At 35.7% G+C, this 25,268-nt stretch carries 24 protein-coding genes, 1 tRNA gene and 1 riboswitch; of the genes, 10 read left to right on the top strand and 15 right to left on the bottom strand.

All coding sequences use genetic code 11. The annotated features are described in order from the left end of the window. Positions 1-52 precede the first annotated feature (52 nt). The 4 genes from H033_RS0106215 (at position 53) to H033_RS0106200 (ending at position 4,149) form a co-directional block, all read left to right on the top strand. A complete protein-coding gene (locus H033_RS0106215) occupies positions 53-616 on the top strand; it encodes a TetR/AcrR family transcriptional regulator (RefSeq protein ID WP_026837520.1) in 564 nt (187 codons plus the stop codon). Positions 617-679: 63 nt separating this feature from the next. Continuing rightward, positions 680-1,426: an SDR family NAD(P)-dependent oxidoreductase gene (locus H033_RS0106210; protein ID WP_026837519.1), complete on the top strand. Its 747-nt coding sequence runs from the start codon at positions 680-682 to the stop codon at positions 1,424-1,426. Between the two features lie 205 nt (positions 1,427-1,631). Then, positions 1,632-1,731, top strand: a riboswitch (SAM riboswitch). Between the two features lie 415 nt (positions 1,732-2,146). Then, positions 2,147-3,133, top strand: a complete 987-nt coding sequence (locus H033_RS0106205; RefSeq protein ID WP_034886149.1) for a RimK family alpha-L-glutamate ligase — start codon at positions 2,147-2,149, stop codon at positions 3,131-3,133. Further along, positions 3,130-4,149, top strand: coding sequence for an LLM class flavin-dependent oxidoreductase (locus H033_RS0106200; RefSeq protein WP_026837517.1), 1,020 nt, complete (start codon positions 3,130-3,132; stop codon positions 4,147-4,149). The genes H033_RS0106205 and H033_RS0106200 overlap by 4 nt, the downstream gene beginning before the upstream one ends. A gap of 170 nt (positions 4,150-4,319) precedes the next feature. Here the strand turns inward: H033_RS0106200 and H033_RS22465 are convergent, their stop codons facing one another. Beyond that, complete coding sequence (locus H033_RS22465) at positions 4,320-4,667, bottom strand: DUF4372 domain-containing protein (RefSeq protein WP_410503523.1); 348 nt, start codon at positions 4,665-4,667, stop codon at positions 4,320-4,322. 357 nt (positions 4,668-5,024) lie between these two features. On the opposite strand from H033_RS22465, the gene H033_RS19710 reads away from it, so the two are divergent. Both H033_RS19710 and H033_RS0106190 read left to right on the top strand, forming a co-directional pair. After that, positions 5,025-5,300: a hypothetical protein gene (locus H033_RS19710; RefSeq protein WP_026837516.1), complete on the top strand. Its 276-nt coding sequence runs from the start codon at positions 5,025-5,027 to the stop codon at positions 5,298-5,300. A gap of 48 nt (positions 5,301-5,348) precedes the next feature. Then, a complete protein-coding gene (locus H033_RS0106190; RefSeq protein WP_026837515.1) occupies positions 5,349-5,714 on the top strand; it encodes a hypothetical protein in 366 nt (121 codons plus the stop codon). A gap of 209 nt (positions 5,715-5,923) precedes the next feature. On the opposite strand, the gene H033_RS21200 is transcribed toward H033_RS0106190, so the two are convergent. Beyond that, complete coding sequence (locus H033_RS21200; protein WP_081661860.1) at positions 5,924-6,058, bottom strand: SDR family oxidoreductase; 135 nt, start codon at positions 6,056-6,058, stop codon at positions 5,924-5,926. Between the two features lie 71 nt (positions 6,059-6,129). Between H033_RS21200 and H033_RS0106185 the strand changes: the two genes are divergently transcribed. From H033_RS0106185 to H033_RS0106175, 3 genes are read left to right on the top strand one after another with little or no spacing between them, the layout of a single operon-like run. Beyond that, positions 6,130-6,471 (top strand): hypothetical protein, encoded by a 342-nt coding sequence (locus H033_RS0106185; RefSeq protein WP_026837010.1) that lies wholly within the window; start codon positions 6,130-6,132, stop codon positions 6,469-6,471. Between the two features lie 58 nt (positions 6,472-6,529). Continuing rightward, positions 6,530-7,450 carry a transposase gene (locus H033_RS0106180; protein WP_026837514.1) on the top strand — a complete coding sequence of 307 codons (921 nt, stop codon included), beginning with the start codon at positions 6,530-6,532 and terminating at the stop codon, positions 7,448-7,450. Between the two features lie 25 nt (positions 7,451-7,475). After that, positions 7,476-7,706, top strand: a complete 231-nt coding sequence (locus tag H033_RS0106175) for a transposase (RefSeq protein WP_026837513.1) — start codon at positions 7,476-7,478, stop codon at positions 7,704-7,706. Positions 7,707-7,981: 275 nt separating this feature from the next. Here the strand turns inward: H033_RS0106175 and H033_RS0106170 are convergent. The 7 genes from H033_RS0106170 to H033_RS0106135 all read right to left on the bottom strand — a co-directional run bounded on the left by H033_RS0106170 (position 7,982) and on the right by H033_RS0106135 (position 17,869). Further along, positions 7,982-8,054 (bottom strand) — tRNA-Met (locus H033_RS0106170). A 431-nt stretch (positions 8,055-8,485) separates the two neighbouring features. After that, positions 8,486-8,857 (bottom strand): STAS/SEC14 domain-containing protein, encoded by a 372-nt coding sequence (locus H033_RS0106160; protein WP_034886147.1) that lies wholly within the window; start codon positions 8,855-8,857, stop codon positions 8,486-8,488. 80 nt (positions 8,858-8,937) lie between these two features. After that, the gene (locus H033_RS0106155; protein WP_026837511.1) at positions 8,938-9,120 is read right to left on the bottom strand and encodes a CPXCG motif-containing cysteine-rich protein; all 183 of its coding nucleotides are present in this window, start codon (positions 9,118-9,120) and stop codon (positions 8,938-8,940) included. Positions 9,121-9,527: 407 nt separating this feature from the next. Further along, complete coding sequence (locus tag H033_RS0106150) at positions 9,528-10,856, bottom strand: TolC family protein (protein ID WP_026837510.1); 1,329 nt, start codon at positions 10,854-10,856, stop codon at positions 9,528-9,530. Further along, positions 10,843-14,046: an efflux RND transporter permease subunit gene (locus H033_RS0106145; RefSeq protein ID WP_026837509.1), complete on the bottom strand. Its 3,204-nt coding sequence runs from the start codon at positions 14,044-14,046 to the stop codon at positions 10,843-10,845. Before H033_RS0106145 ends, H033_RS0106150 begins: the two co-directional genes overlap by 14 nt. A 2-nt stretch (positions 14,047-14,048) precedes the next feature. After that, positions 14,049-15,179: an efflux RND transporter periplasmic adaptor subunit gene (locus tag H033_RS0106140; RefSeq protein WP_026837508.1), complete on the bottom strand. Its 1,131-nt coding sequence runs from the start codon at positions 15,177-15,179 to the stop codon at positions 14,049-14,051. A 776-nt stretch (positions 15,180-15,955) separates the two neighbouring features. Next, positions 15,956-17,869, bottom strand: coding sequence for an ABC-F family ATP-binding cassette domain-containing protein (locus H033_RS0106135; protein ID WP_026837507.1), 1,914 nt, complete (start codon positions 17,867-17,869; stop codon positions 15,956-15,958). 58 nt (positions 17,870-17,927) lie between these two features. Here H033_RS0106135 and H033_RS0106130 point away from each other — a divergent pair, with 58 nt between their 5' ends. Further along, positions 17,928-18,305 (top strand): DUF983 domain-containing protein, encoded by a 378-nt coding sequence (locus tag H033_RS0106130; protein ID WP_026837506.1) that lies wholly within the window; start codon positions 17,928-17,930, stop codon positions 18,303-18,305. Here H033_RS0106130 and H033_RS0106125 read toward each other — a convergent pair. The 6 genes from H033_RS0106125 to H033_RS0106100 form a co-directional block, all read right to left on the bottom strand. Beyond that, entirely contained in the window at positions 18,287-19,348 is a 1,062-nt protein-coding gene (locus H033_RS0106125) for an NAD(P)/FAD-dependent oxidoreductase (protein ID WP_026837505.1), read from the bottom strand. The two genes, H033_RS0106130 and H033_RS0106125, sit on opposite strands and share 19 nt — an antisense overlap. A gap of 63 nt (positions 19,349-19,411) precedes the next feature. Further along, a complete protein-coding gene (gldN, locus tag H033_RS0106120) occupies positions 19,412-20,305 on the bottom strand; it encodes a gliding motility protein GldN (protein ID WP_026837504.1) in 894 nt (297 codons plus the stop codon). A 13-nt stretch (positions 20,306-20,318) separates the two neighbouring features. After that, positions 20,319-21,860, bottom strand: coding sequence for a gliding motility protein GldM (gene gldM / locus H033_RS0106115; protein WP_026837503.1), 1,542 nt, complete (start codon positions 21,858-21,860; stop codon positions 20,319-20,321). Between the two features lie 54 nt (positions 21,861-21,914). Beyond that, positions 21,915-22,565, bottom strand: coding sequence for a gliding motility protein GldL (gldL, locus tag H033_RS0106110; RefSeq protein WP_026837502.1), 651 nt, complete (start codon positions 22,563-22,565; stop codon positions 21,915-21,917). A 58-nt stretch (positions 22,566-22,623) separates the two neighbouring features. Beyond that, the gene (gene gldK, locus H033_RS0106105; RefSeq protein ID WP_026837501.1) at positions 22,624-23,988 is read right to left on the bottom strand and encodes a gliding motility lipoprotein GldK; all 1,365 of its coding nucleotides are present in this window, start codon (positions 23,986-23,988) and stop codon (positions 22,624-22,626) included. Between the two features lie 114 nt (positions 23,989-24,102). Further along, positions 24,103-25,266 carry a formimidoylglutamase gene (locus H033_RS0106100; protein WP_026837500.1) on the bottom strand — a complete coding sequence of 388 codons (1,164 nt, stop codon included), beginning with the start codon at positions 25,264-25,266 and terminating at the stop codon, positions 24,103-24,105. Positions 25,267-25,268 lie beyond the last annotated feature (2 nt).

Here is a 25,268-nt window from a genome sequence, read left to right as displayed (position 1 = left end):
TAAAAAAAAGACCGACTTGTCTGTTTTTTGAAATTTTGATTATATTTAAGGCGTGAAACATTCCAAAATAAAGCAAAATATAATTGAGACCGCTTCATCCTTGTTCTATAATAATGGATATAACTCTACGGGAATAAATGAAATAATAGAAAAAGCTGGAATTGCTAAAGCAACCCTTTATAGTCATTTTGATTCAAAAGAAGATGTTTGTATTGCTTACCTTAAACATAGGAATGAAATTTTCGTAAAGGAAATAACAATGTATTGCAAATCACAAGCAAAAGGAAAACCACAAATAGTTGCAATTTTTGATTTCTTACAGTTATTTTTTTTAAATGAAAATTTCAATGGCTGTTGGTGTATTAATACAGTTTCGGAAATTCCAAAAGGAAATAAAAAGATTAGAAATGAAATACAAGAACAGAAAATCATGTTTGTCCAAATTATTTCGGAATTAGTAAAATACAACTTGCCAAACCTAACAGAAAATCAATTAACCCCATTATCAAGGCAAATCTATTTACTATATGAGAGTGCTGTCTCAGAAAGTCATTTGCACAGAGCTGATTGGCCGATAAAGGAGATGAAAAATATATGTTCGCAAATCATAGCATAAAAAAATTTGCGTATTAAAATACAGACTTGTCTGTTATTTATTAACATTATTAAATAATTACGAATGAAAAATTTTAAAAACAAAGTTGCTATCATTGTTGGTGGAACCAGCGGAATAGGTAAATCTACCGCAGAGCAATTACTAAAAGAAGGCGTTATCGTGCATATTGTTGGACGGAATACAGATAAAATAGAAGACCTTCCAAATCTTTTTAAACATAGAACAGATATTACCGATGGTGGTCAGCTTGATAATTTGATTAGCGAAATCAATGAATTTCAAACTATTGACTATCTGGTAAATGCTTCCGGAATTTTTGGGCCAAAGCCTTTTCTTGAGCATACAAAGGAAGATTACGATTCATATCTTGATTTAAATAGAGGATTCTTCTTTTTAACTCAAGCCATTGCAAAGAAAATGAAAGAAACTAAGGGAGGCTCAATTGTAAATATAGGTTCAATGTGGGCAAAACAAGCTATAAAAGCAACACCATCTTCTGCATATGCAATGCAAAAAGCGGGATTGCATTCATTGACAAAGCATTTGGCAATGGAATTGGCTGACTATAACATAAGAGTAAATGCTGTATCACCAGCAGTAGTCAACACGCCTGTTTATCACAGTGTGTTTGGTGGAGAGGAAGAGGCGGAGAAAGCTCTCGAAGGCTTTAATGATTTTCATCCCATTGGACGAATTGGCACGCCAAAAGATATATCAAATAGCATTGTATTTCTTTTATCTGACGATGCATCTTGGATAACTGGAGCTATTTGGGATACAGACGGCGGAGTTATGGCTGGGAGAAATTAATTGCAAATGCCATTGAGTTATCAGCAAATAGAGGGCATTCGTGTAAAAGCGATATAGAGATCAAATAACAAAAAACAACGCCAAGAAATTTGCGTCCTTATCCCATTTGTCCTCAACTTTAATCATTAAAAAGATATTTTTTTGCCAAAAAAATTGTTTTTTATAGTTAAAGAGTTAATTTTGTTCTATCAAGTCAAGTAAAATTGATTTATAAAGAAGCGTTGAGAGACAGGCTCTTTGATGCGCTAGCAACCAGACTCCGGTCAAGGTGCTAATTCCTGATCCGATTTTGGAGAATATAAAACAATTGAAACAATGAAGAATTCTTTTCTTATTTTGACTACCATCTTTTTTGAGCATTACGCTCTTTCTACTCCTAACTCAGCAACTAAGAATTGTTGTTGTTGTTGTTGTGGATAAAACTTACTTGCCTCTTATTACATAATCAGGCTATGAATAGGAATTTACTAGCTGTATTTCCAACCCTATTCTTTTCACTAAACTATAAATATAAGTGCTCTATTAGAGCTATTACCTTAAGAACACGATTGTTTTCGTAACAATTTATCACCGTTCAATAATTTGTTTTTAATAAAAATTATAGACTGGAGGCAAAAGTGAAAGAGTTATAGCCTCATAAAGTTTATTGTCGATTAAGTAAGCTTCTACAAAAATTCTCAACGAAATAAATATTTTAATTACTAAGTAAAAATTAACATCATGAATATCAATAACAAAGAACAGGCAATTGCCGTTTACTACGAACATCCAGATTGGTTTCGTCCCCTATTTAAAGAACTTGAAAATAGGCAGCTTCCGGTAATAAAATATGACGCAGCAGAACACCACTTCAATATATCTGAAAAAGAATTTCCTTACAGGGTTTTCTTTAATCGCATGAGCCCATCTGCATATCTTCGGAACAATACGCAGGCAATTTTCTATACAACAGGACTACTAGCATCTTTGGAAAGCAACGGAGTACGGGTTATTAACGGTTCAAAAGCCTGGAGACACGAAATTTCTAAAGTTTTACAACTTAGCCTCTTGGAATCTTTAGGCCTACCCTATCCTAAATCTGTAGTAATCAACAATCCTTCACAAGCCTTGGCTGCCTCAAAGGACCTACGCTTTCCAATTGTCGTTAAAGCGAATATTGGTGGAAGTGGTGCGGGAATAACTCGTTATAATACCGAGGAAGAACTCAAAAAGGCTGTTGTTGATGAATCTATTGAACTGGGATTGGATTTTACTGCGCTTGTACAAGAGTTTATTCCGGCAAGGGGTGGGAATATTCACCGGGTGGAAACACTTGATGGGAAATATTTATATGGTATAAAGGTATACACCTCAGGTGATAGTTTTAATCTTTGTCCTGCAGACATTTGCCAGACAACAACGGGACAGGAACTATCAAGAAATGCCTGTGCACTTGATGCTCCAAAGAACGGACTTAAAGTAGAAGCATATACTCCTTCAAAGGAAATTATTGATGCTATTGAGAAAATAATTCAGGCCGCCGGGATTGAGGTTGGTGGAATAGAATACATTATAGATGACAGGGATGGCCAACTATATTACTACGACATTAATGCGCTTTCAAATTTTGTTGCAGATGCAGTCAATGTCATAGGTTTTGACCCACATAAAAAATTAGTGGATTTTATAGAAAAAACAGCAAATTTAAAATTAAAACAAGCATTATGAAATTTGGATACTGGTTACCCGTTTTTGGCGGATGGTTAAGAAATGTAAAAGATGAGAATATGACCATTTCCTGGGATTATATTAAGGAACTGGCTCAAAAGAGCGAAGACTGGGGTTATAGCCTTTCCCTTATTGCAGAATTATATTTGAATGATATAAAAGGAGAAGAAGCTCCTTCCCTTGATGCTTGGTCTACTGCAGCTGCATTGGCAGCGGTAACCAAAGAACTAGAAATTATGGTGGCAGTAAGGCCTACGTACCATAATCCTGCTTTGTTGGCTAAGGCGGTAGCAAATCTGGAACACATAAGCAATGACAGAATTTCTCTTAACGTGGTTGCTTCTTGGTGGAAAGCCGAAGCAGATAAGTACGGAATTGAATTTGATGAGCATGACAATCGTTATGCGCGCACCAGCGAATGGATAGAAGTGATCACCCGCCTTTGGAAAGAAGATCATGTTTCTTTTCAGGGGGATTATTACCAAGTGAAGGATAATATTTTGCAGCCAAAACCATCTAAAAAGCCCTTTTTGTATGCGGGTGGAGAGTCTGAAGCGGCTAAAACAATGATCAGTACTCAATGTGACGGCTATGTTATGCATGGGGATTCTCCCGAAGGAATTAAGAAACGTATTGATGACATGAAGCAGCGCAGGGAAAAATTAGGACTGGAACCCATGAAATTCGGAGTGGCTGCTTATTCCATTGTAAGAAATAATGAACAAGAGGCAAAGCGGGAAATTGAAAGGATTTCCAATGTGGAAGCTTCTTCCGCCAGTTATAAAAATTATCAGCAATGGGTTGAAAATACGCAACTGGAAAGCAAGCTTTCATTGCAAGATTATTCGGTTTCAAATAGAGGCCTTAGGGCCGGCCTTACAGGATCTGTTTCCCAAGTTCAGGACAGAATTCATGAATTTGAAAAGGCAGGGGTAGATTTTTTCTTGTTGCAGGCTAGTCCACAAATGGAGGAGATGCAACGTTTTTCAGAAGCCGTGATCTCAGAAATGGCTTAAAAACTATTTTTTAGTAACATACTACTAGGCTGCTTTTAATCAAAGGCAGCCTTTTTCGTTCTATAAATTCGGTAACAAATTGAGCCAATAAAATTTTTAGAGTAAAGTTTAGAGCGGTTAGGAACGTAGATCTTTTCCTATTTAGACTAACAACGAATCAATCTCAAAAGTTATTGACTTGATCCTTGCTTATGGCTGTCCGATAAATCTGGGAGATGCTCGGTTACTAAATCACAATAGATATCCTCAAAGACAGTACAGTCTCTTCTTTTTTTGGCATCAGAGATTGTACTTCTCTTTGGTGAATAATCAAACTTACAATGTGAGATTTTATGGTCATAGCTTACAATGCCACCGCACAGTTCACGTAGTGAGTTGCACACTGAGGTCACACCATATACCATTGTAATTAAGTGCTGAAATGTTGAAAACCGTCTGCAATAATGATCCGATTTGCGCGATAAAGCACGTGTCGTTATTTTACTTTTATTGAGCAAACCTATCATTTGACTGAAAATCGGCTGTCCGAAAAAAAAATAGTACTTTTAACCATGGTTGAATTTCTGGTCAGATATTAATTATTCTATATAAGCAGAAAGTCTCAATTTTTGAGGCTTTCTTTATCGGACACTAATGATTTAAAATAAACGAAATATTTACTGAATAATAAGAACTATGTACAATACGATGGAAAGTATATGTAAAAGATAAAGCATAGACGCAAGATATATTTGTACCATAACTTTTAAAGAAATAAAATCCTGAAAACAGGATTAGCAAATTTAATTATCAGAGTTGGGTTTGCGCTACTTTTTATATGGGGAGGACTGGAAAAATTTATTGAAGGGTTTTTAGGAGGTGTTGGCCTACATAATATGGCTGATTTCTTAAAACAAAGCGGACTTGCTTTTCTTGGCGATTCAGGAACCTATATTTTAGGTGCACTGTTGGCTTTACTTGAGCTTGCCGCTGGTATCTCTCTTGATCATAAACAAGCAGACCATATATGCGTATGCATTTTTAGCATTTGTGATGTTAATGGCATTAGTACTTGTTCAAATCCCATCAGGAAACTGGATGAACATTATGATAAATATTGCTTTAACCACCACGTTGGCTGGATTTGCAATGCAAGAAAAGCAAAGGGTTGAAGCATAACAATAACAAAATAATTACAATTAATCTATAAATAACAGACCATGAACACTACAGAAGAAACAATTGAAAAAAATTTAAAACACATACACCGTCTTTTGGAAAAAGGTGGGTTTATTGAAGCAATGGAAACCTATTTTAGCGACGATGTACAGATGCGTGAGGCCAATGAAGAGCCTAAAATTGGCAAACAAGTTACACTTGATGCTGGACACGATTTAATTGATAATAAATTAGAAGAATTTATCAGTTATAAAATTGGGAATTACGCCGTGCAAGGCAACCACAGCTTTTACGATGCCGTAATGACGCTTAAAATGAAGGACGGAAGTACGATGTTATCTGAGCAGATAGTGGCCACTGAATGGAAAGATGGTAAAATATATAGAGAGCGCTATTATCACGCATAGTCCAATAGTGATCTAATGAAAAAGGCGAATTCCCAATATTCGCCTTTTTTCATTTATAAACACGCTATTAGCTCGCTTCTCCCGTGTTATTTTTAGTATATACGGCTGACGGGATGATCTAAAAAACACCCAATAATTACCTCTTTATAGCAATTATTGAGCGTTTTAAGGTGATTTTAGCTGTTACCCAGCAATATTTTCAACGTTTTTTATCCGAATGCAGATGCTACTGCGCCGGCATCCACTCGATAATTACGGCCATTTACAAAATTAGCTTTATCAGAACATAAAAAAGCGATTACAGCGGCAACTTCTTCAGGTTGGCTACGGCATTGTACTTCCAGATGTGGCCGTTTGTGGGATCAAGGAAAAAACTTGGGGAGAAATGTATCTTTGCAAGCAAAACACTTAGAACTTGGATAAAGAATTAGCCCGCTATTTATTGCCAGAAGGCATATTGGAATATTTTGAGATCATCAGTCATAAATCATCAACAGACAAGGTTCATTTCTATTTAGAAGAGAAGAACATTCTACCCAAAGAACATCAATCTGAAATAGCACAATCCAAAGGCTTCTTACCAGAGATAACGGTTGAAGATTTTCCGCTAAGGGGTAAATCCGTATTGCTCCATATAAAACGGAGGCGCTGGACCCTGGTCAATACAGGAGAGATAGTAAAAAGAGATTGGAACTTAATAGCTAAAGGCACTCGGATAACTAACGAGTTTGCCTCTTTTTTAAAAGGTATCGCTTGATACTCATGCGGTAAGTGCCAAACGCTTTGGTGACTATTATAAGACCAATGGTAAAACGCTGCAGTACCACTACAAAAATCATCTTAGCGACTTCAAAGATTGGACGCAAAAAGAGCATTCACAGGATTGGCTGCTCTATGGAAAGAACTTGGGCAAATATTTGAGTTTAGATGAAACCTCTTTATCCAACGGTGAGCTTTACACTATTCTAACAAACAAAGTAGCCAAGGGAAAGAAAGGCAGCATAGTGGCCATTGTTAAAGGAACCAAAGCAGTTGATGTCATTGAGGTACTAAAGGAAATCCCCGTAGAAAGGCGCAATATGGTAAAGGAAGTCACTGTGGATATGGCCGGGAGCATGAATTTGATCGCTAAAAAATGTTTCCCCAAAACCGAAATAGTCACAGATAGGTTCCATGTTCAAAAATTAGCCTCAGAAGCAGTGCAAGAAGAACGTATCCGATTAAGGTGGGAAATTATAGAAGAAGAAAACAAAGCTATTGAAGAAGCCAGGAAAAATGAAAAAACATACAAACCAGAGCTTCTCAGTAATGGGGACACGCACAGGCAGCTGCTCGCTAGAGGCCGATATCTATTGTTCAAATCCAAAACCAAATGGACGGCAAGACAAATAGAAAGGGCTGAAATATTATTTGATCTATACCCAACTATTGAAAAAGCATACAGCCTCTCTCAAGGGCTAAGCCATGTTTTTAGAAACAACACAAATAAAGATGTAGCAAGGCTAAAATTGGCACACTGGTACAACAAAGTCGAAAATTCCGAATTTAAGTCTTTCAATACCATTGCAAGATCAGTACAACTGCACTACGAGACCATCCTAAACTATTTTAACAACAGAAGCACCAACGCTTCAGCGGAATCTTTTAATGCAAAAATCAAAGAATTCAGAGCTTCGTTTAGAGGTGTCAGAGATGTGAAATTCTTCCTCTATAGACTAACTAAATTATATGCATAATTTTTGAGCTCCCCAATAATATGGTTTGATCCCACATTTGTACAAAGATGTAGAAAACACTGGTTTTAGAGCGTTCAATACCATTGCCAACACAATAACACTCAATTATAGATCAATCCTAAACTATTTTATAAACAGGAGCACTAATGCCTCAGCAGAATCATTCAACGCAAAAATAAAAGCCTTTAGAGCACAGTTCAGAGGAGTGAAAAATGTAGAATTCTTCCTTTACAGATTAACCACAATTTTTGCATAAACACAACAATTAGTCATGATCCAATCTTTCTCTAAAGATTTACAAGCTGTCTTGATTCACTTTTTTCTGCGAAATGCATGGGAACATGCTGAGTAGGTAATAAAATTCACTACCTCATTATGTGAAATAAAAATACTTAATACCATTTAATACCAAAAGATGTCAATTGAGAAGCAATGAAATTACTATATGAAAATTACATTATTCTGTACCTATTCTGTACCCATTAGAAATAAGAAAGGCTCCACATTTCTGTGAAGCCTTGTCTTTCCTAGTAGCGGGAACTGGACTCGAACCAGTGACCTTCGGGTTATGAGCCCGACGAGCTACCTACTGCTCTATCCCGCGATATATTGTGATTTCAAAATGTCAAATTTTTCGACTTTCAGCTCTTCATATTCTTTCTATGCTGCGCTATCGGGTGGCAAATATACAACGCTTTTCTACTTCTGCAAAGGTTTTTTAAAAAAATTATTCAGCAATCCAACTTATCTCTTTTAGCCTGTTCTCGATCGTAAAGCTCTTCACATTTGCATCCATAAGCAAGTCTTTGATTTCCATAGTTTTCCGCATTACAAATAAAATCGAATTGCTTTAAAAGCAAAAAATTGATTCGGAAATATTTCCTTTTCTAGATCTAAAATAACCTTTGAAAATATTTTTCAAGTAGTTAAAATCAGTTTATGAATGTTTTAATAGGTGCAAGAACTAAATATTCCTTGTATGCAATACTCAGAACATTTAAACATTTGGGTTTTTAGAGTAATCTCTAAATGGCATTAAAGATTATCGGGGTTAATTTGAGAGACCCAAGTTATAGCGTCTAATCTTTGGCTTAGTTTGTAAGTTTTAATTTCAGAATGCAAGAAAAGATCTGTGACACTCATCACCGATCTAAGCAAGGATTGGTCTGTAACTACTGCTACTTTATCTATTTGCTGGGAATTATCGTATTTGAATTTTAATTCCTCCATTAATAACTTGAATGGAATATGATTTCCTTTTAGTACCTCACAGAAAAAATTGATCTTTCCAAATTCATCAATTCTTGCAAGTATAATTTCATGGATTTTTTCCAAATAGTCATCAGTGATATCTCGATCTATCATTATTCCCACTACATGATTAGCCAATTGAAATGATGATATCATAATTTGGGGCATTAAATATTATTAATACTTATAAATCTAACAATTTTGCAGTAAGCCTCATCTGCTTTATGAATTTTTAACTATTGCTCTATATCATTTGCTTCAAAGGCATGTAATTCATTATTTTCAAAAGCAACTTGTATCTCAATAGGGTTACAACAGATTTCACAATCTTCTACATAGGTTTGTTGTCTCACAGATCTATCTAACAACATAGTAATGCTCTCCCAACAATATGGACATTGAAATTCGTGCTCTAGCATATAAAAATATTTTAATTAAAAGTTATGAAATCATTGTCGTCCGACAAAAGATATAAGATCGCTGCGCTGCCAGATTCAAGACGCAAGACGCAAGACGCAAGACTTTATTCCAACTAATTGAAAATCAATATTTTATTCTATATAAATTTTTCAAAAAGGAAAAAATAATTCTGTGTTCCAATAGCAAGCTCCTAAACATTGAAAACAGTCTTAATCCGCGTTAATTCGAGCCTCACCGAAATCCTGATTTTTTTTATCGGACAATACTATTATAAAAACAAGAAACTCGGGGTAAGCCCGCCCGAAATACCGGACAGGTCCACGAGCTAAGGATTTAGAAAATAATTTTAAAATTTCGAGGCATCCAAATAGCTATCTAGACGAGTAATTAAACCCTCAATAAGGGATTAAAATTCCAAATTTAAAAGCTGCCCGGTTAATTGTAATACCTGAAGCTCAGCAAATTTAGCATCATATTTAGCTAAGTTCTTATTTGTTTTTGCATTGAGCAAATTAATTTGAGCCTGACGGAATTCTATAGAAGATATTTGGCCAAGTTTGAATTGCTCTTGAGATCTATTAAAATTATCTTCATTTGTTAATACGTTCTTCTCTTGGACTTCATAAATATATCTCTTGTTTTGGTAATTCCCCCAAGAGTTTGCTATATCCCGCTGCACCTCTAAAATTACCTGCTCTTTTAAATACTGCTGATTCTCTAGCCTAATTTCGGCATTTTTCACATTTGTAATCGTTCTTCCTCCGTCAAAAAGACTCCAGCTTAAATTTAATCCTGCCGAATATCCATCTGTAGTATTTGTTTGCACAAATGAGGTAGATGGAAGATTGCTATTGTTCCACCCATAAGATCCGGTAAGGCCAACTGTGGGTAGATAACCAGATTTACTAACCCTGATGTCGTAATCTGATATTAACAGGTTACTCTCTGCTTGCAAAAGGCTAACGTTATTCAAATTCGCAGTCTTTATAAAATCTTCCAGTTCAAATTCAGACAAAAAATTAATTGTGGTATCAATAGCTACATCTCTAAGTTCAGTTTCTGGTTCATTTAGTATCACAAGCAGGTCTCTTTTGGTGTTTTCCAGCTGCTGTTGTGTGTTTAATAATGCAATGCTATCATTATTTACATCTACTTCAGCATTTAATATTCCCAGTCTTGAAGTTTGCCCGTAGTCAAACTGGTATTGTGCTCTTATAATTCGCTGTTTAGATATATCTAAGGTTTCATTTAAAACACTCACATTCTCTGTTAATCTAGCCACTTCAAAATAAACACTTAGCAACTGTAAAATTGTGTTCTCAATGGTTTCTCTTGCCTCCAGTTCGGTTAACTTGTATTGTGCTTTCAACTGCTTATAATTGTAAAGCCTTCCCAAACCGTCAAATAAGGTATAATTTAAATTAAGGGAAGTATTATAGCGTTTAGTCTCGGCTCCATTTAAAATTCGAGGCTCCCCGTCTTGAAACTGGGCTTCAATATTTTCATTACTATAATTGGCTCCTGCGTTTGCACTTAAACTAGGTAGATATCCGGAATTTAAAATGCCTTGGTTATTATCGGCTATTTCAATTAAATTTTGAGAACGTTGAATCCCATAATTACTTTTTAAAGTTTTTGTGATCGCTTCATCTTTGGTAAGCACTGTGGTTTGTCCAAAACTTCTTCCGCAGAGGATGATCAAAAAGAATAATAGAGAATTATTAATGTGCTTCATGAACTTCTTTTTCTTTTTGTTCTTTAATAGCTCTTTCAACTTGTTCATTATCAACTTTTTTACCTGTAGCCAACCAAATACTACCCACTTTGATATTATTACTTATGGAAATAAATAAGGGTAGTAAAAGCAATGTAAGTACAGTTGCAATTCCAATTCCGTAAGCAATAGAAATTGCCATAGGTTTTAAGAACTGTGCTTGCCTGCTCTTTTCGAAAATTAAGGGAGCTAATCCTGCAATAGTAGTTATTGAAGTTAAAAATATGGCTCGAAATCTAGAACGTCCGGCTTCATAAAGCGCCTTTTCAAACTTCATTCCTTCTACCAAAAAGCTGTTGAATTTACCAATAAAGACCAAGCCATCGTTAACCATGATCCCGATGAGAGCTATAATACCCAAAGCCGAAAGCACGTTTATTGGAAAACCGTGTATCCAGTGTCCCCATGCTATTCCAATTATACTAAAAGGGATCATAAGCATCAATAATAAAGGCTGACTGTAACTTCTGAAAGTAAATGCAATAGTTGCATAAATAAGAAATAATACAATTGGTAGTACTTTATTTGCAGAACTACTTAGTTTACCAGCTTCCCGATTCTGTCCTTCATAAGAAACAGATAAAGATGGGTATTGTGCAAGAAGGTCTGGCATTATGTTATCCTGAATATCCTGCAAAATATCTGTAGCAGACCCGTTGGGATCTTCCATATCTGCAGTTACCCGAATCTCTCTTTTCCCATCTAAATGACTAATAGATTCGGTTCCTCGAACAATCTCATAAGTAGCTATTTCCCTAAATGGAACTCGATTTCCGGAAGGAGTGATCAATCTATAATCATCTAATTGGGTGATAGACGATCTTGCTTCCAGATCGTAGCGAACCCAAACCTTAATTTCATCTTGCCCACGTTGGAATCTTTGTGCTTGTGCTCCAAAGAATGCATTTCTAATCTGCCTCATCACATTGTTAAGATCTAATCCTAAAGCGTAGGCGTTATTCTTCAGTTTTATATCTATTTCCTTAATTCCTTTTGGATCGCTATCTGTAACATCCTTCAGCAAAGAATTATTTTCTAAAATAATTTTAAGCTCTTCCTTAGCGGCTTCCAATTCAGAAATGTTATTTCCAAGTAATGATACTGAAACCGGACTTCCACCAAAATTTCCTCCAGAACCAAACGTGAGGCTTTCCACACCAAACACCGGCCCAACTTCCTCTCTAATTGAGTTGGTAATTTCTGGTGAACCAAAATCACGCTCTTCTCCCGGTAATAGGTTTACTTGTAAAGAAGCCTTATTATTTCCAGGTCCAACTCTTTTTATTATATTTTCTACCACTTGTTTCTTACCAGTTTGCTTAGCTGTATATTCTTTATTTACCTTCCATGCAGCCGCTTCTACCATACTAATTATAGAATCTGTTTTAGCAGGATTAGTACCCTCTGCCATTAAAAGATCTATAGAAACTTGATCACTTGCAATACTTGGAAATAGGGTAACCCGTATCCAACCACCGCCAATGGCTCCTATTGTAAGAATAAGGAATACCAATAAAACAGAAAAACTTAATACCTGTTGGTGTAAAACAAATTTTAGAACAGGACTATAGATCCTATCTCTTAAATAAGACATTATTTTATCACCAGTTCTATTGAATCCCCTTAGCTTATCAAAAACTTTGGCCATTCCCTTTTTCTCCTCGGCTCCATTTTCTGAATCTCTTTTTAAGGCCTTGGAATGTGCAATATGAGCAGGCAAAATAATTAAAGCTTCCACCAAGGAAACCGTTAATGTTAATATAACTACCGTTGAGACCTCTGCGAAATACTCTCCAATCCTACTATCCAGAAATAAGAAAGTACCAAAGGCAAGGATCGTAGTTATGATTGCTGAAATAATTGGAGGCACAACTTCCATGGTACCATCTATCGCCGCTTTTACGGGAGACTTACCCATTTCGTAATGCTGATAGATATTTTCTGAAATAACTATTCCATCATCCACTAAAATCCCGATCACTATGATCATTCCAAATAGAGACAGAACATTGATAGTAACTCCAAATTGTTGAGCAAAAATGAACATTCCTAAAAATGCAACCGGCAATCCAAAAGCTACCCAAAAAGCCAGTCTGGTATTTAGGAAAAAGGACAAAAAGAAGAGCACTAATAAAATCCCTATAAAGCCATTTTCTAATAACAGCATTGTTCGCTGATCCAGAGTAATGGAGGAATCACTTACTACATCTAGCCTAACATTGGTATTCTTCTCATTAAAATCTTCAACATATTCACGAACATTCTCTGCAGTAGACACTAGATCTTCGCTGTTCGTATTGCTTATTTGGATATTTACTGAATTGTTTCCGTTAAAATAGGAAGCATTAGGTGTTTCAGAAAAACGATCCCTGATTTCTGCGATATCACCCAAACGAACTGTTTGTCCAGAAGGACTGGCTCTCACCACAAGATCGTTTAACGCATCTCCGTAATAAGAACGATTATTAGCTCGTATTAAATAATCTTCTGCATTTGTCTTTATAGTTCCCCCTGTAGTAAGTATATTAGCATTGGCAACAGTTGCGGCCACTTCTTCAAAAGAAAGATTATAAGCCAAAAGATCATCCTGACTTACCGCAATTTCTATTTCTTCTTGAGGAAATCCTGAAATAGTAATTTGAGAAATTCCGTCTATCGCCCGAAGATCATTTTCTATTTGCTGACTAATCTCTTTCAAAGTTGCGAGAGGAATATTTTCTCCACTAACGGCAAAACTGATAGTTGGCCTTATTTGCTCCTGTTTTGCAACTACCAAAGGCTCCATTCCCGTGGGGAAATTCGGCACTCTATCTACTGCATTTTTAACTTCGGCTAGAAGTGCATCAATATTTTCCCCTTTTTCAATTTCTACAGTGATAGATCCGCCACTTTCACGTGCCGTAGAGGTTACTCGGTCTATGCCTACCAAGCCTTTTAAATTATCTTCGATCTTAAGGATAATTCCTTCTTCTATCTCTTCTGGGGAAGAACCTGGGTATGCAACATTTATAGTAATGATCCTAGAATCCACCAAAGGAAAAAAGGAAGACTTCATATTAAATACTCCAATCAATCCAAAGATGACGAAAGCGAAGATCAAAACATTTACCGCAACCTCATATTTTATAAAATAACTAATTATCTTTCTCACAATTAGTTGGTTTTTACTAGACTAGAATTATCACTTATTTCCACTGGCATACCTACAAAGGCTCCAGGAACCGGAGCTGAGATTAGTTTCGCACCATTCTCCAATCCTGTGATCACCACAGATTCAGATGAAAAATGTACGGCATCTATCTCTGTTAATTGCAGCGTATTGTTTTCTACAACATACACTTTATCTTGATCTACCAACAGATTTCTAGCTATGGATAGCGCATTTTCTACGTTTCTTGCTTCCAAATTAGCTTCCAGATACATTCCCTCTTTAACTTTAGCATCTTTGATCTTTATAAAGACCTGTACTGTTTGAGAGTTCGCATCTATCTTGCTGTTTACCCTGCTTACTTCGCCCTGAAACTGCTGAGTTCCTTCAAGATTTTTAAGAGCAACTTTCTCCCCTACTTGCAAAAGATCACTAAAAGATTTTCTTACCGCAACTTCTAATTCATATTCTGAAGGATCTATGAATTCTCCTAGTTTTTGACCAGGTCTTACCAAAGATCCCTCTGTAACGATTGCTTCTGTAAGCACTCCATTATAGGGTGCTACAATTGTAAATTTATTAAGTCTGGATTCTTGATTCTTGATATTATAATACCCAGAAACGATCCCTCGTCCTGAAATAAAATAATTCTCTTGATCTGAAGAAGATTCTGGAAGTGGAGCTAAACTTTTATTAACATCAAAGTTATTTAAATAAGTTTCCCATTTTGGATAGACATCTGGATAATCTAGCCGAAGATCTGGCATTACTGCAGCGATCTTATTATACAACTCACTTTTGGAAGCCCGCACATTAGCCGCATATTCTGCAGCATCAATTCTTAAGAGCACTTGTCCTCGCGAGTATTCTTGCCCAGGTCTAAAAGGTTTGGAACTACTTCTAAAGATGCCCTCTACTTCAGAAAAAAGGGAGGTTCTTTGTAAAGCAGTAACAGTACCATTTGCAGGAATCACAATAGGAACCGCCCCATTGCTAACCGTTTGCACATAAACAGTTTTAATTACTTTTTTAGCAGGAGGTCTCTCTTTAGTATTGCTTTCTATAATTGCTTTGGCAACAAAAATGGCAACTATAACAAGAACAACTCCTAGGATGGAAAGGATTATTTTACGCATTATTGACTTTTAATTACACCTTAGACTAGTAAAAGTATAAAGCGTTTAATTAACAATCCTTTTAATTATCATAAAAGTCGAAATCCTCTAATGCACCACTAATATTTTTAATTGTCAATCGAGTATTTCTCCTTCGCTCAATACAGGCTAAAATCGAAATGTTTTTTTGACCCTTCGACTTTAGTTTGTCATGAGTGATAGCTAAAGTGCTACCATTGACGTAATTCCAAGAATCTGGAATACACTCCCTCTGGTCGGTAAGGATCTGTTTAATTTTTAAGATTGTTCATTTTTTTGCGTGTCCAAAAAAACGAACCAAAAAAAGGACACTTTTTTGTAGGTGTTTCCAATTATGCTACCGCATAATTAGAACCGTACTTCCACGGCTAAATTTTCTCCAAGGCTTCGAAAATTTTACGCCGTGGAACTACTACACTTGCAAAAAAGAATTTCTTAAGAAGATAAACCTACTAGGAACAATCATATGCCAAAACCTCCGCTAGATAATTTTTTTTATCACAGGTCTCAGGCAGACAAAATAAATCAAGAACCTCGGGGCAAGCCCGCCCGAACATTACGGGCAAGCCCACGAGGTATGTCCCGATGGTTCAGGAGCAAAATACTTTTAAAAATTCGAGGCAAGCCCGCCTGAATATTTCGGGCATGCCTCGGGGAACCTGCCCAGCCGGTCAGGCGGGTTAAACCCTCAATGAGAGATTAAAACATTTAAATTCCTGAGCTAATAATATAAACACGGATGATCAATCCTAAGAAACTTAAGATATGAGCTCCAACTCCTCTTGTAACTGTTCCCAAGATTTCATTAATTGCTCTATTTCCTTTTTCTTCTTCTTATAATTTTCAAGAAAATGAGGCTTAGCGACAGCGGCTTTATAATTTGTAGCCATTTCCTCATCCTTCACCTTTAATTCCTTTTCCAGCTTACCTATTTTAGCTTCGGTATTGCTTAGTTTATTCTGAAGAGATTTAAACTTTTTCTGATCGTTATAAGATTGTTTAGAATTGGAATTATTAGATACTTCTTTCTGAACTTTATCTCTTTTTTCTATAGCACGCATGTTTTCAACATTACGCTGATCCAGATAAAAATCTATATCTCCTAAATATTCTCTAATCTTTTTATCCTTGAACTCATAAACAGAATGTGTTAAATTTTGAAGGAAATCTCTATCGTGAGAAACAATTATAAGGGTTCCTTCAAAACTTTTTAACGCTTCTTTTAAAACATTTTTAGATTTGATATCTAAGTGGTTGGTTGGCTCATCCATAATAAGCACATTAAATGGCTGAAGCAATAATTTACATAGCGCCAATCTATTTCTTTCTCCACCAGATAGCACTTTCACCTTCTTACTTACCTCGTCTCCTCTAAACAGGAAAGAGCCTAACATATCTCTTACTTTACTCCTAGTAGACTCTGTAGCGGCGTCTATCATAGTGTCCAGCACCGTCTTTTCACCATCCAACTCGTCTGCCTGATTCTGCGCGAAATATCCTAACTGTACGTTATGCCCAAGTTTCAACTTACCGGTATGCCCAACCTCTCCAACTATTACTTTAGCCAGTGTGGTTTTACCTTGTCCGTTTTGTCCAACAAAAGCGATCTTACTTCCTCTTTCTATTAGAAGATCTATATCTTCTAATATTTGCACCTCTCCGTATGCTTTTCCAACCTCTTCCGTCTCTATTACAATTTTCCCTGGCTGCAAAGAGATAGGAAAACGTAAATTCATTACGGCATTATCATCTTCATCTACCTCAATTCTATCTACCTTATCTAACTTCTTGATTAAAGATTGTGCCATAGAAGCCTTGGAAGCTTTTGCACGGAATTTTTCAATCAGTTTTTCGGTTTGCTCAATTTGCTTTGCCTGGTTTTTTTGAGAAGCTAATTGTTGCTCTCTCAATTCCTGACGTAAAACTAAATATTGCGAATATGGTTTTTTATAATCGTAGATCTTCCCTAGAGAGATCTCAATAGTTCTATTGGTAACATTATCTAAAAACATCTTATCGTGAGATACAATGATCACACACCCTGGATAATTGGTTAAGAAAGATTCCAACCAGATAATAGATTCTATATCCAAGTGGTTAGTTGGCTCATCCAGCAATAAAATGTCATTACTCTGTAGCAAAAGCTTAGCCAATTCTATACGCATTCTCCAACCTCCAGAAAAGGTATCAGTAAGTTTATCGAATTTATCACGATCAAAACCAAGTCCAACCAGTACTTTTTCAGTTTCTCCTTGGTAATTATATCCACCAATAATTTCATATTGATGAGTAATCTCACTAAGATCTTGGATTATTTGAGTGTATTCGTCACTCTCATAATCGGTTCTGGTAGCTAATTGCTCATTGATAAAGTCTATCTTTTTCTCCATCGCTTTGATCTCCACAAACGCCTGTTGCGCCTCTTGGATCACTGTACGACCTTGAATGAAATCTATATCCTGTTTTAAGAAACCTATTTTAAGTTCCTTGTCTTTAGCTATTTGCCCTGTATCTGCCTCTTGTTCCCCAGAAAGGATTTTAAGCATTGTAGACTTTCCCGCACCGTTCTTACCAATAAGTCCCACGCGATCTCCGGCGCCAAGTCTAAAGGTAATTTCATCAAATAAACTCTCGCCTCCAAATGAAATAGATAAATTATGAATGTTAAGCATTATATTATTCTAAATTTTTTGCAAAGATGCCTATTTTTGCATTACTAAAAAAATAGAAATGCAATTCTTAAAGGGCTCAAAATCATATAGTATACTAACAGGGACTTGTCCGGTGTGTCATGAGGAAAGTATGTACATGGATTCTAACCCATATAGGCTGCAAAATATTTTGAAAATGCACGAAAGATGTTCCAATTGCGGAACAAAGTATAAAATAGAACCTTCTTTTTTCTTTGGAGCTATGTATGTAAGCTATGCTTTAGGAGTTGCTGTATCTGTTGCCGCTTTTATAATATCTTATGTTTTTCTTGGTGGCGGATTGATGACAACCTTTATTGCTATTACACTAAGCTTAATTGTTTTAATGCCAATAATACTTAGATTATCCAGAAATATCTGGATAAATATGTTTCTGAGTTATGACGACGCTGCCTGATATAATTTAGCAAATCTATTTATATCTATTTCTTCGGAAAGAGCTACTGAATCTTCTATGAAGTTAATCAATTCTGAAGCTACCGTAGGCCCTATTAATACTCCTCGGCTTCCAAAGCCATTGCAGCAATACATATTTCCATGTTTGGGATGTTTCCCTACGAGAGGCTTTCTATCCTTAGCTGCAGGCCGAATTCCGGCAATTTGATCTACAACTTCAAAATCACAATTTAAGAATCCGTTTAATTTTTCCAATAAGTAGTTTTTTCCTTCCTGTGTCGGTTCTTTTGTTTTATCCCAATTATTATAAGTTGCGCCAACTTTATAAAGATCTTCTCCAAGCGGAATAATAAATACCGAAGATTTCACTGCTACTTCAAGTTTTAAATCTTGAGCTTTAATAATTAGATATTCCCCTTTGTTTCCGTTTAAAGGCAAGTAATTAAAATATGGATTCTTTTTTAATCCGAAGCCATCACAAAAGATGATCTTTTTAGCTTTTCTATTTTTATAAATGCAGTGATCCTCATTTACTTCAAATTGATCAAAATCGAAGGTTTCTTGCTGAAATGAATTTATTTCAGTTAAATAAGCCCGATATTTTTCAAGCAGGAGTTCTGTATTTACCACTCCAGTTTCTTTAACATGCCCAAAAGAATGCGATGCGGGAATATGTGGATTTATAGTTGAGACTAACTTTTCATCTAAAAATCTACTCAAATAAGGTTTATCCATTGCAGAAAACCAATTGTTCTGTTCTTCTACTGAATGAAACCTTCTATAAATCGGCAAAGGATGGATTAGGCTTATGTCTAATTTTTTCTCTAATGAGCTATAAAATGAAAGAGCGGTATCTAATTGTTCATTAGCATTCCAGGCCAATGTAAATCTTTTTAATATCACTGGATTGTAGATGCCTCCGGCAACTGTAGAGGAAGATTGGGAGTTATCATCATATACCAGAATCTTTTTGTCCTTAGAAAGTAACTTTTCAGCAACGGCAATACCGCTTAAACCAGAACCCACAATAATATAATCCAACATAGCTTATAATTGAAAAACGCCCCGGAAATTCCGGAGCGCTTAGTCTATTTAAAATTTTAAAACTTAGTAGTTCCACATATCTTGTTCGAAATTTCGAATTTGTTCCTTGATCCTTTGAGATTCCAATAGTTGCATAAATGCATTCTCTGCAATATACTCATCTACCTCACGATCTCCTTGCACGTTATCTTCTTTATAGATCACTGCACTGAATCTTCTTGCATTCAGCAAATGATCAAAAGTTATAGATTGTGCGGTGTTGCTTCCATTAAATGCATTATTGTCAAACAAGACTTCTCGCGCATCTGGGAACCAAACCCAAAATAACTCAACTAGATCTGGAATTTCATCATCTATAAAATTAACATCTGGTGCAACTGGAGCGATTCCAAGTATTCTGTATTTCAATTCTGCCATACGCTTGTCAAAATACCACATTCCACGAATATGATATTCTGCAATGTCTGCAGAAGTAATATCTCTTCTATCAATAAATTGCTGATCTATTTCTTCTCCTGCATTGTACTGCTCAACCCCAAGGTCTGTAGTATCAATTTTAGAAATAGCAGCACTAATATCGCTTAAAGTTCTCTTTTCATTGAAATAGGAATCAGCATAGATATTCTTGATCTTTCCAGTTTTAATCCCCGTCATAAGAACATCATAAAGTGATCTTCTATTAGAACCAATGTTATTGGTATCTATTGGGTAATACATTGGGAAATTTACACGTTCGTCTAAATCAATGATCTCCCAAGTATTTTTAGACCATAAGACATCTCTATCATCTACATAACCATAAGGCAATGGCTTGCTTTCTTTCTTCACCGTTTTCTCCGCCTCAGATAACTGTCCAATTTGGTCTGGAGAAGTTGCATTTAATATATTTGCCTGTCCCATTACCGATCCGGTAATAAGCAATCCAAATACACCAATCAAAATCTGATTCCACTTCATTATAAAGAATTTATTAGTTTGTTAACTCCACAAATACGGGAGATACTTTCTTAAGTTTATATCCGCTATTGGTAGCTAATTGCGCTTCAATATCGAATATTTGTACGGTCTCCCCTCTTCCTGCGCGTCTTAATGCCGCTTTAGAAGAAGAATCTAATCTTCCTCCATTAACTTTAATGGTAGGCTGTCCTGATACTTTAAAACTGAATCCTGTTACTTTTAAACCTAATTCAAAATCGAAATCTGGTAATATTGCGCCAACTTCAGATATCTCTAAACTGTTACGTTGCATTTTCACAGCACCATCTTCTCCACGAATGGTTCCAACTGGTCTTGGAATATCTTTAACTCTAAAACTTTTTTTATCTGAAACAGTTTCTCCACCAGGTAATTTACCACTTACGCTAATGGTAACTTCTCTTGCTTGGAGTGTTGTAACATCCATCATATAATTTCCTGCACCACCAGCCTGTCTAAGACCAGGAGCATTTGCAGTTACATTTCCTACCCCAGGGATGGAGATAGTCATTGGGTTTTGAACCCCACGATAAACCACATTCATTTTATCTGCAGAAATTACCGCAGAATTTGGTTTTGGTATTACCGCATAAGAACTAGTAATTGGAATTTTAACTATAGAATCTCCTTCTTTAAATTGGATTTCTCCTCTAATATCTTGTTCTCCAACATTACCAGCAGGGAAATCAAGAATAACTTGACCAGCTTGTGAACTTTCAATCTTTCTACCATTTACAACTACGTTGTCAAACTTTAAAGTTTTGTCTACTCTACCTAAAACAACTTTTCCTTTAAAATTCTCACCACTAAAAAACGCTGTTTTAGAAGGAACAACAATAGCTTCATAGTTAGTTAATGAAACTTCACTTTGTAATTGACCAGATAACATTGCAGAAAGAATTTCACTTTCAGTAGATTTAATATCTGCTTGAGTTTGGGTTAGCTGAGTTACCGAAGCTACTAAAGGAAAACCTTCATAACGGTATTTTAACCACTCTACATTTGCACCATCTACCTTAACAGATTCAGTTGAAAATTCCGCTTGGACATTCTGTACTATTTTTTCAAATCCTTTTTCGTCACCAATAATAGATACAACTCCATTTTTGTAACCACTCATTTTATCTAAAAATTCTTGTCCTTTCGGGCTAACTCTTCCGCTTTGAAAAAACAAACCATCCAATTTATTGGACTTATCCATTTCCTCATATTGTTGCTTATCATCAACATCTGATAATATCTCCGTTTTCAAGTTTTCCAAATACGAATTGAAATCTTCAGATAAAACATCAATTTTATCCGCTTTCTCTTTCAAAATGGTATATTTTTCAGGCTGCTCACTTACTTTTTCCTCTAAACCTGCCAAAAACGCATTATTACGTTGTGCAGTTGTGGTATTAGATTCTGTTAATTTTTCATTCATTAATCCAAAAGCGGTAAGTACCTCTTTAGACATATTTAAAGCCAACATTGCAATGAAAACCAAGTACATTAGGTTAATCATCTTCTGTCTTGGTGATTGTTTTCCAGACGCCATGTATAATTAGTTTAGTTTTTTATTAGATCTATTCTAGTCATTACAACTAATTAATTATGCTCTCACATTCACATTCATAGCAGTAAGCATACCACCATAAACTCCATTTAATGAAGAAAGGTTAGCAGCCATTGAACTCATCTGATCTTTTAATTTACTTGCGTTTTCAGCAACTTCTTCATTGATCTCTGCTTGTCTAGCTGAAGATTCAACTTGAACTTTATATAGGTTATTCAATGTTTCCATTTGGGCAGCTGCTACACTTAATTCTTCAGAATATTTTCTTTGAGAAACCATAGAATCTACTGTTGGAGCAATTCCTTTTGCAGCTCCTTCAAAATTACGAATACTGGTTCCAAGACTCTCCATTAGATTAGCATCTATCTTAGCTTCCTTCAACATTACATCCAATTTCTTAGATAAGGATGCTTCAGTTTCTTTATCTTCTTCAATTAAAGCATTATGTCTTGCAGAGGCAGAACCTCCGTTTAATTCTGGGTATACTAAAGCCCAATCTAAATCATCATCTACAGGCTCAAATGCTGAGATTGCAAATACTATAGCTTCGGTAACTAATCCAATAATCAACATTAAGTTTCCAAAAGGCCAGTGCATAATTTTGAAAAGGGCACCGATAATTACAACCGCGGCTCCAAGGCCATACACCATATTCATAAATTTCATTCTGTTTTTTGACTTTGCCATAATAATTTGTTGAGTTATCTTGTTGGTTAATATTAATTTGGGTTCTTGTTTGTCTTTTTTAATTTCTTGGGGATTGGTTTAAAGTAACATCTGTTCCAAGATAATCTTGGACTGTTCTAAAACCAATATAACTTCTCGCTGTATCTGAATATTCGTAGTCTCTTGTACTTACCTGTAAGAAATAAGCAACATCTTTCCAGGAACCACCTCTCACTACCTTTCGCATATCATTTTCATCATTAACGGTAGGGTTCATAGAAGACATATATTCATAAGCCGCCGGATCGTATGAAGAATTCACCCATTCTGAAACGTTTCCTGCCATATTATATAAATTATAATCGTTTGGCTCATAAGATTTTGCCTCTACAGTATACAAAGCTTGATCTGCAGCATAATCTCCTCTTAAAGGTTTGAAGTTTGCCATGAAACAACCTCTGTCATTCTTAGCATACGGCCCACCCCAAGGGTACGTTGCAGATTGTAAACCGCCTCTAGCAGCATATTCCCATTCTGCTTCAGTAGGTAATCTATAAAAAGGAACATCGTGATCCCCTTTGGATTTTCTGAAAGCATTATGATATAAGGTTCTCCATTGAGTAAAAGCTTTAGCTTGTTTCCAGCTAACACCAACTACAGGGTAATCATCAAAGGCAGTATGCCAGTAATAATCGTTGTGCATTGGTTCATTATAGGAATAATTGAAATCTTTGATCCAAACAGTTGTATCAGGATACACATTCACTTCTTCAGTAACTATAAAATCGCTTCTCTTTTGAGTTTTTGCTCTTGCCGCTTTCTGAATATCCATCCAACGGTACTTAAATTTCAACTTTTTAACGTCTATGGTTCTTTGACCGTTATAAGATTCTTCCAAAGGAATATACATTGAATCCATTACACGAGCATAAGCTTCATCTGGATAATCTCTGGTATCCCAGATGATATCAATATCTTTATTCAGTTTTCTTCCTTGGTAATCTTCAGAAAATTGAGTGTAGTTATCATACATGTATTTCTCATAAACCGTCATGTCTGCCTCGTCAGAATCAAGAAATGCATACTCTCCAATGCCATCTTCCCCTCCAGTTGACCCTTCAAAATCTGCTTCAATAGCAAGATTCATTCTAACTATAGAATCTCTTACCCAGTCGGTGAATTGTCTATATTCAGAATTAGTGATCTCTGTTTCATCCATATAAAAAGAACGCACCGTAACCGTTTTAGGTGGGGCATTTTTCGCATCGGCAATATCATCATCTGCTTTTCCCATAATAAATGCTCCACCTGGTATTAGCGTCATTCCAAAGGGCTTCTCCGGATTCCACCTCTTACCTTCTGCACCTACAAGCTGCCCACGATCACCACTGTTACAGCTATAAAGCAATGATATTACAGCAATAAGCGAAAATAATTTCTTCATAATATCTCTCTGGTTATGACATATTTGATTTAGGTAGTAAACCTATCCAAATAAATTTTAAAAAACAATACTTTTTGCAAAAATACAGTAATATATGAATATGCTTACAAAATTTTAAACTTCGTTCTTCCTTTTGGTCTTATACCATCTTTCCGGAATAACTTGGTTGCAAGCCTCTAAGTAATCCTCATGGTTGCAAGGTAATAACGTGTGCCTTTTCAATTTAGTATTAGAATTTGAAATAAAAGGTATTTCTATCCACCATCTTCCGGTTCTAGGGCTTTTAAAAAACACTAAAATTTCTTCTTCTATTGGCACTTGATATTTAATAAAATCTTTTTTAGCAGATAGGGTGTTTTCATTAGACCTATAATTTACTCCTTCTATAAAATACCAGATCATCTGGGCTATTAACATGTTTCCAGTTTCAGAATAATTGGAAGTATATTCATAAATCCCAAAAGAAGAAATTTTATCGCTTATCCCAGCATAACGCGCTAGAGCACAAATTTCCTTTCCATCGAATCCGTTTGGAGAGTTGTTTGGTGAACTATTAATAGAAGAAGCATTTACAGCATTAAGATCTATGCCAACCAAGTTTGCATCTCTCATTACTGGCTCGACTATTCTTATATTATTTGAAACCTCTCCCAATCTAAAAGAATCAAAAAACAAACGTTCCATCAAACCTATTTCCTCCTGAGAGTTGTAATATGTTTGATAGCCAACATTAGAATAATTAAATAAGTTATAGGGTTTATTTACTACTATCTTTCCAATATAGGACTTGTTGTTTATTGGCTTTTCTGCATCTCCAAGGTCAAATCTTGAATCTACATTAACAAGATTTACCATTTGTTCTACAAAATCGTACGCCCTGTATTGTGCGTAAATTAGATCCTGACTTCCTCCTAATATTACTGGTATAATGTTTTTCTTAAGCAACTCTTTTACTAAAGACTGTAATGCAAAATAGGTGTCTTCTACTGCCTCCCCTTTTTCTATAGAACCAAGGTCTGCAATATTTAAATGCCAGTTTCCTGGGAAAAGGCTATAAAAAGATCTTCTTATTTTATTGAAATTAAGAAACTCATCTTCATATCCCTCTGCCAATCTATTTTCATTTACTGAAACTATTGCTATTTGTACATTTTCAAGATCAGGAATTCCTGAGGACTGAGTATGAACTAGCAACTGGCTTCCTAGGTTATGTGATTCTGCGGAAACAATTTCTTCAAATAATTGCTGCTCTACAGGTCTTAAAAATTCAAAATCCATCA

It is taken from the genome of Gillisia sp. JM1 (genome assembly GCF_000424645.1).
GTDB lineage: Bacteria > Bacteroidota > Bacteroidia > Flavobacteriales > Flavobacteriaceae > Gillisia.
Note: the sequence above shows the minus strand (reverse complement) of the source record. Positions and strands in the feature narration are given on the sequence as shown.

Coding starts and splice junctions, on each gene's coding strand:
- H033_RS0106210 (WP_026837519.1), top strand. CDS start 680: ATGAAAAATTTTAAAAACAAAGTTGCTATCATTGTTGGTGGAACCAGC.
- H033_RS0106205 (WP_034886149.1), top strand. CDS start 2,147: ATGAATATCAATAACAAAGAACAGGCAATTGCCGTTTACTACGAACAT.
- H033_RS0106200 (WP_026837517.1), top strand. CDS start 3,130: ATGAAATTTGGATACTGGTTACCCGTTTTTGGCGGATGGTTAAGAAAT.
- H033_RS19710 (WP_026837516.1), top strand. CDS start 5,025: ATGGCTGATTTCTTAAAACAAAGCGGACTTGCTTTTCTTGGCGATTCA.
- H033_RS0106190 (WP_026837515.1), top strand. CDS start 5,349: ATGAACACTACAGAAGAAACAATTGAAAAAAATTTAAAACACATACAC.
- H033_RS0106160 (WP_034886147.1), bottom strand. CDS start 8,857: ATGATATCATCATTTCAATTGGCTAATCATGTAGTGGGAATAATGATA.
- H033_RS0106155 (WP_026837511.1), bottom strand. CDS start 9,120: ATGCTAGAGCACGAATTTCAATGTCCATATTGTTGGGAGAGCATTACT.
- H033_RS0106150 (WP_026837510.1), bottom strand. CDS start 10,856: ATGAAGCACATTAATAATTCTCTATTATTCTTTTTGATCATCCTCTGC.
- H033_RS0106140 (WP_026837508.1), bottom strand. CDS start 15,179: ATGCGTAAAATAATCCTTTCCATCCTAGGAGTTGTTCTTGTTATAGTT.
- H033_RS0106135 (WP_026837507.1), bottom strand. CDS start 17,869: ATGCTTAACATTCATAATTTATCTATTTCATTTGGAGGCGAGAGTTTA.
- H033_RS0106130 (WP_026837506.1), top strand. CDS start 17,928: ATGCAATTCTTAAAGGGCTCAAAATCATATAGTATACTAACAGGGACT.
- H033_RS0106125 (WP_026837505.1), bottom strand. CDS start 19,348: ATGTTGGATTATATTATTGTGGGTTCTGGTTTAAGCGGTATTGCCGTT.
- gldN (WP_026837504.1), bottom strand. CDS start 20,305: ATGAAGTGGAATCAGATTTTGATTGGTGTATTTGGATTGCTTATTACC.
- gldM (WP_026837503.1), bottom strand. CDS start 21,860: ATGGCGTCTGGAAAACAATCACCAAGACAGAAGATGATTAACCTAATG.
- gldL (WP_026837502.1), bottom strand. CDS start 22,565: ATGGCAAAGTCAAAAAACAGAATGAAATTTATGAATATGGTGTATGGC.
- gldK (WP_026837501.1), bottom strand. CDS start 23,988: ATGAAGAAATTATTTTCGCTTATTGCTGTAATATCATTGCTTTATAGC.
- H033_RS0106100 (WP_026837500.1), bottom strand. CDS start 25,266: ATGGATTTTGAATTTTTAAGACCTGTAGAGCAGCAATTATTTGAAGAA.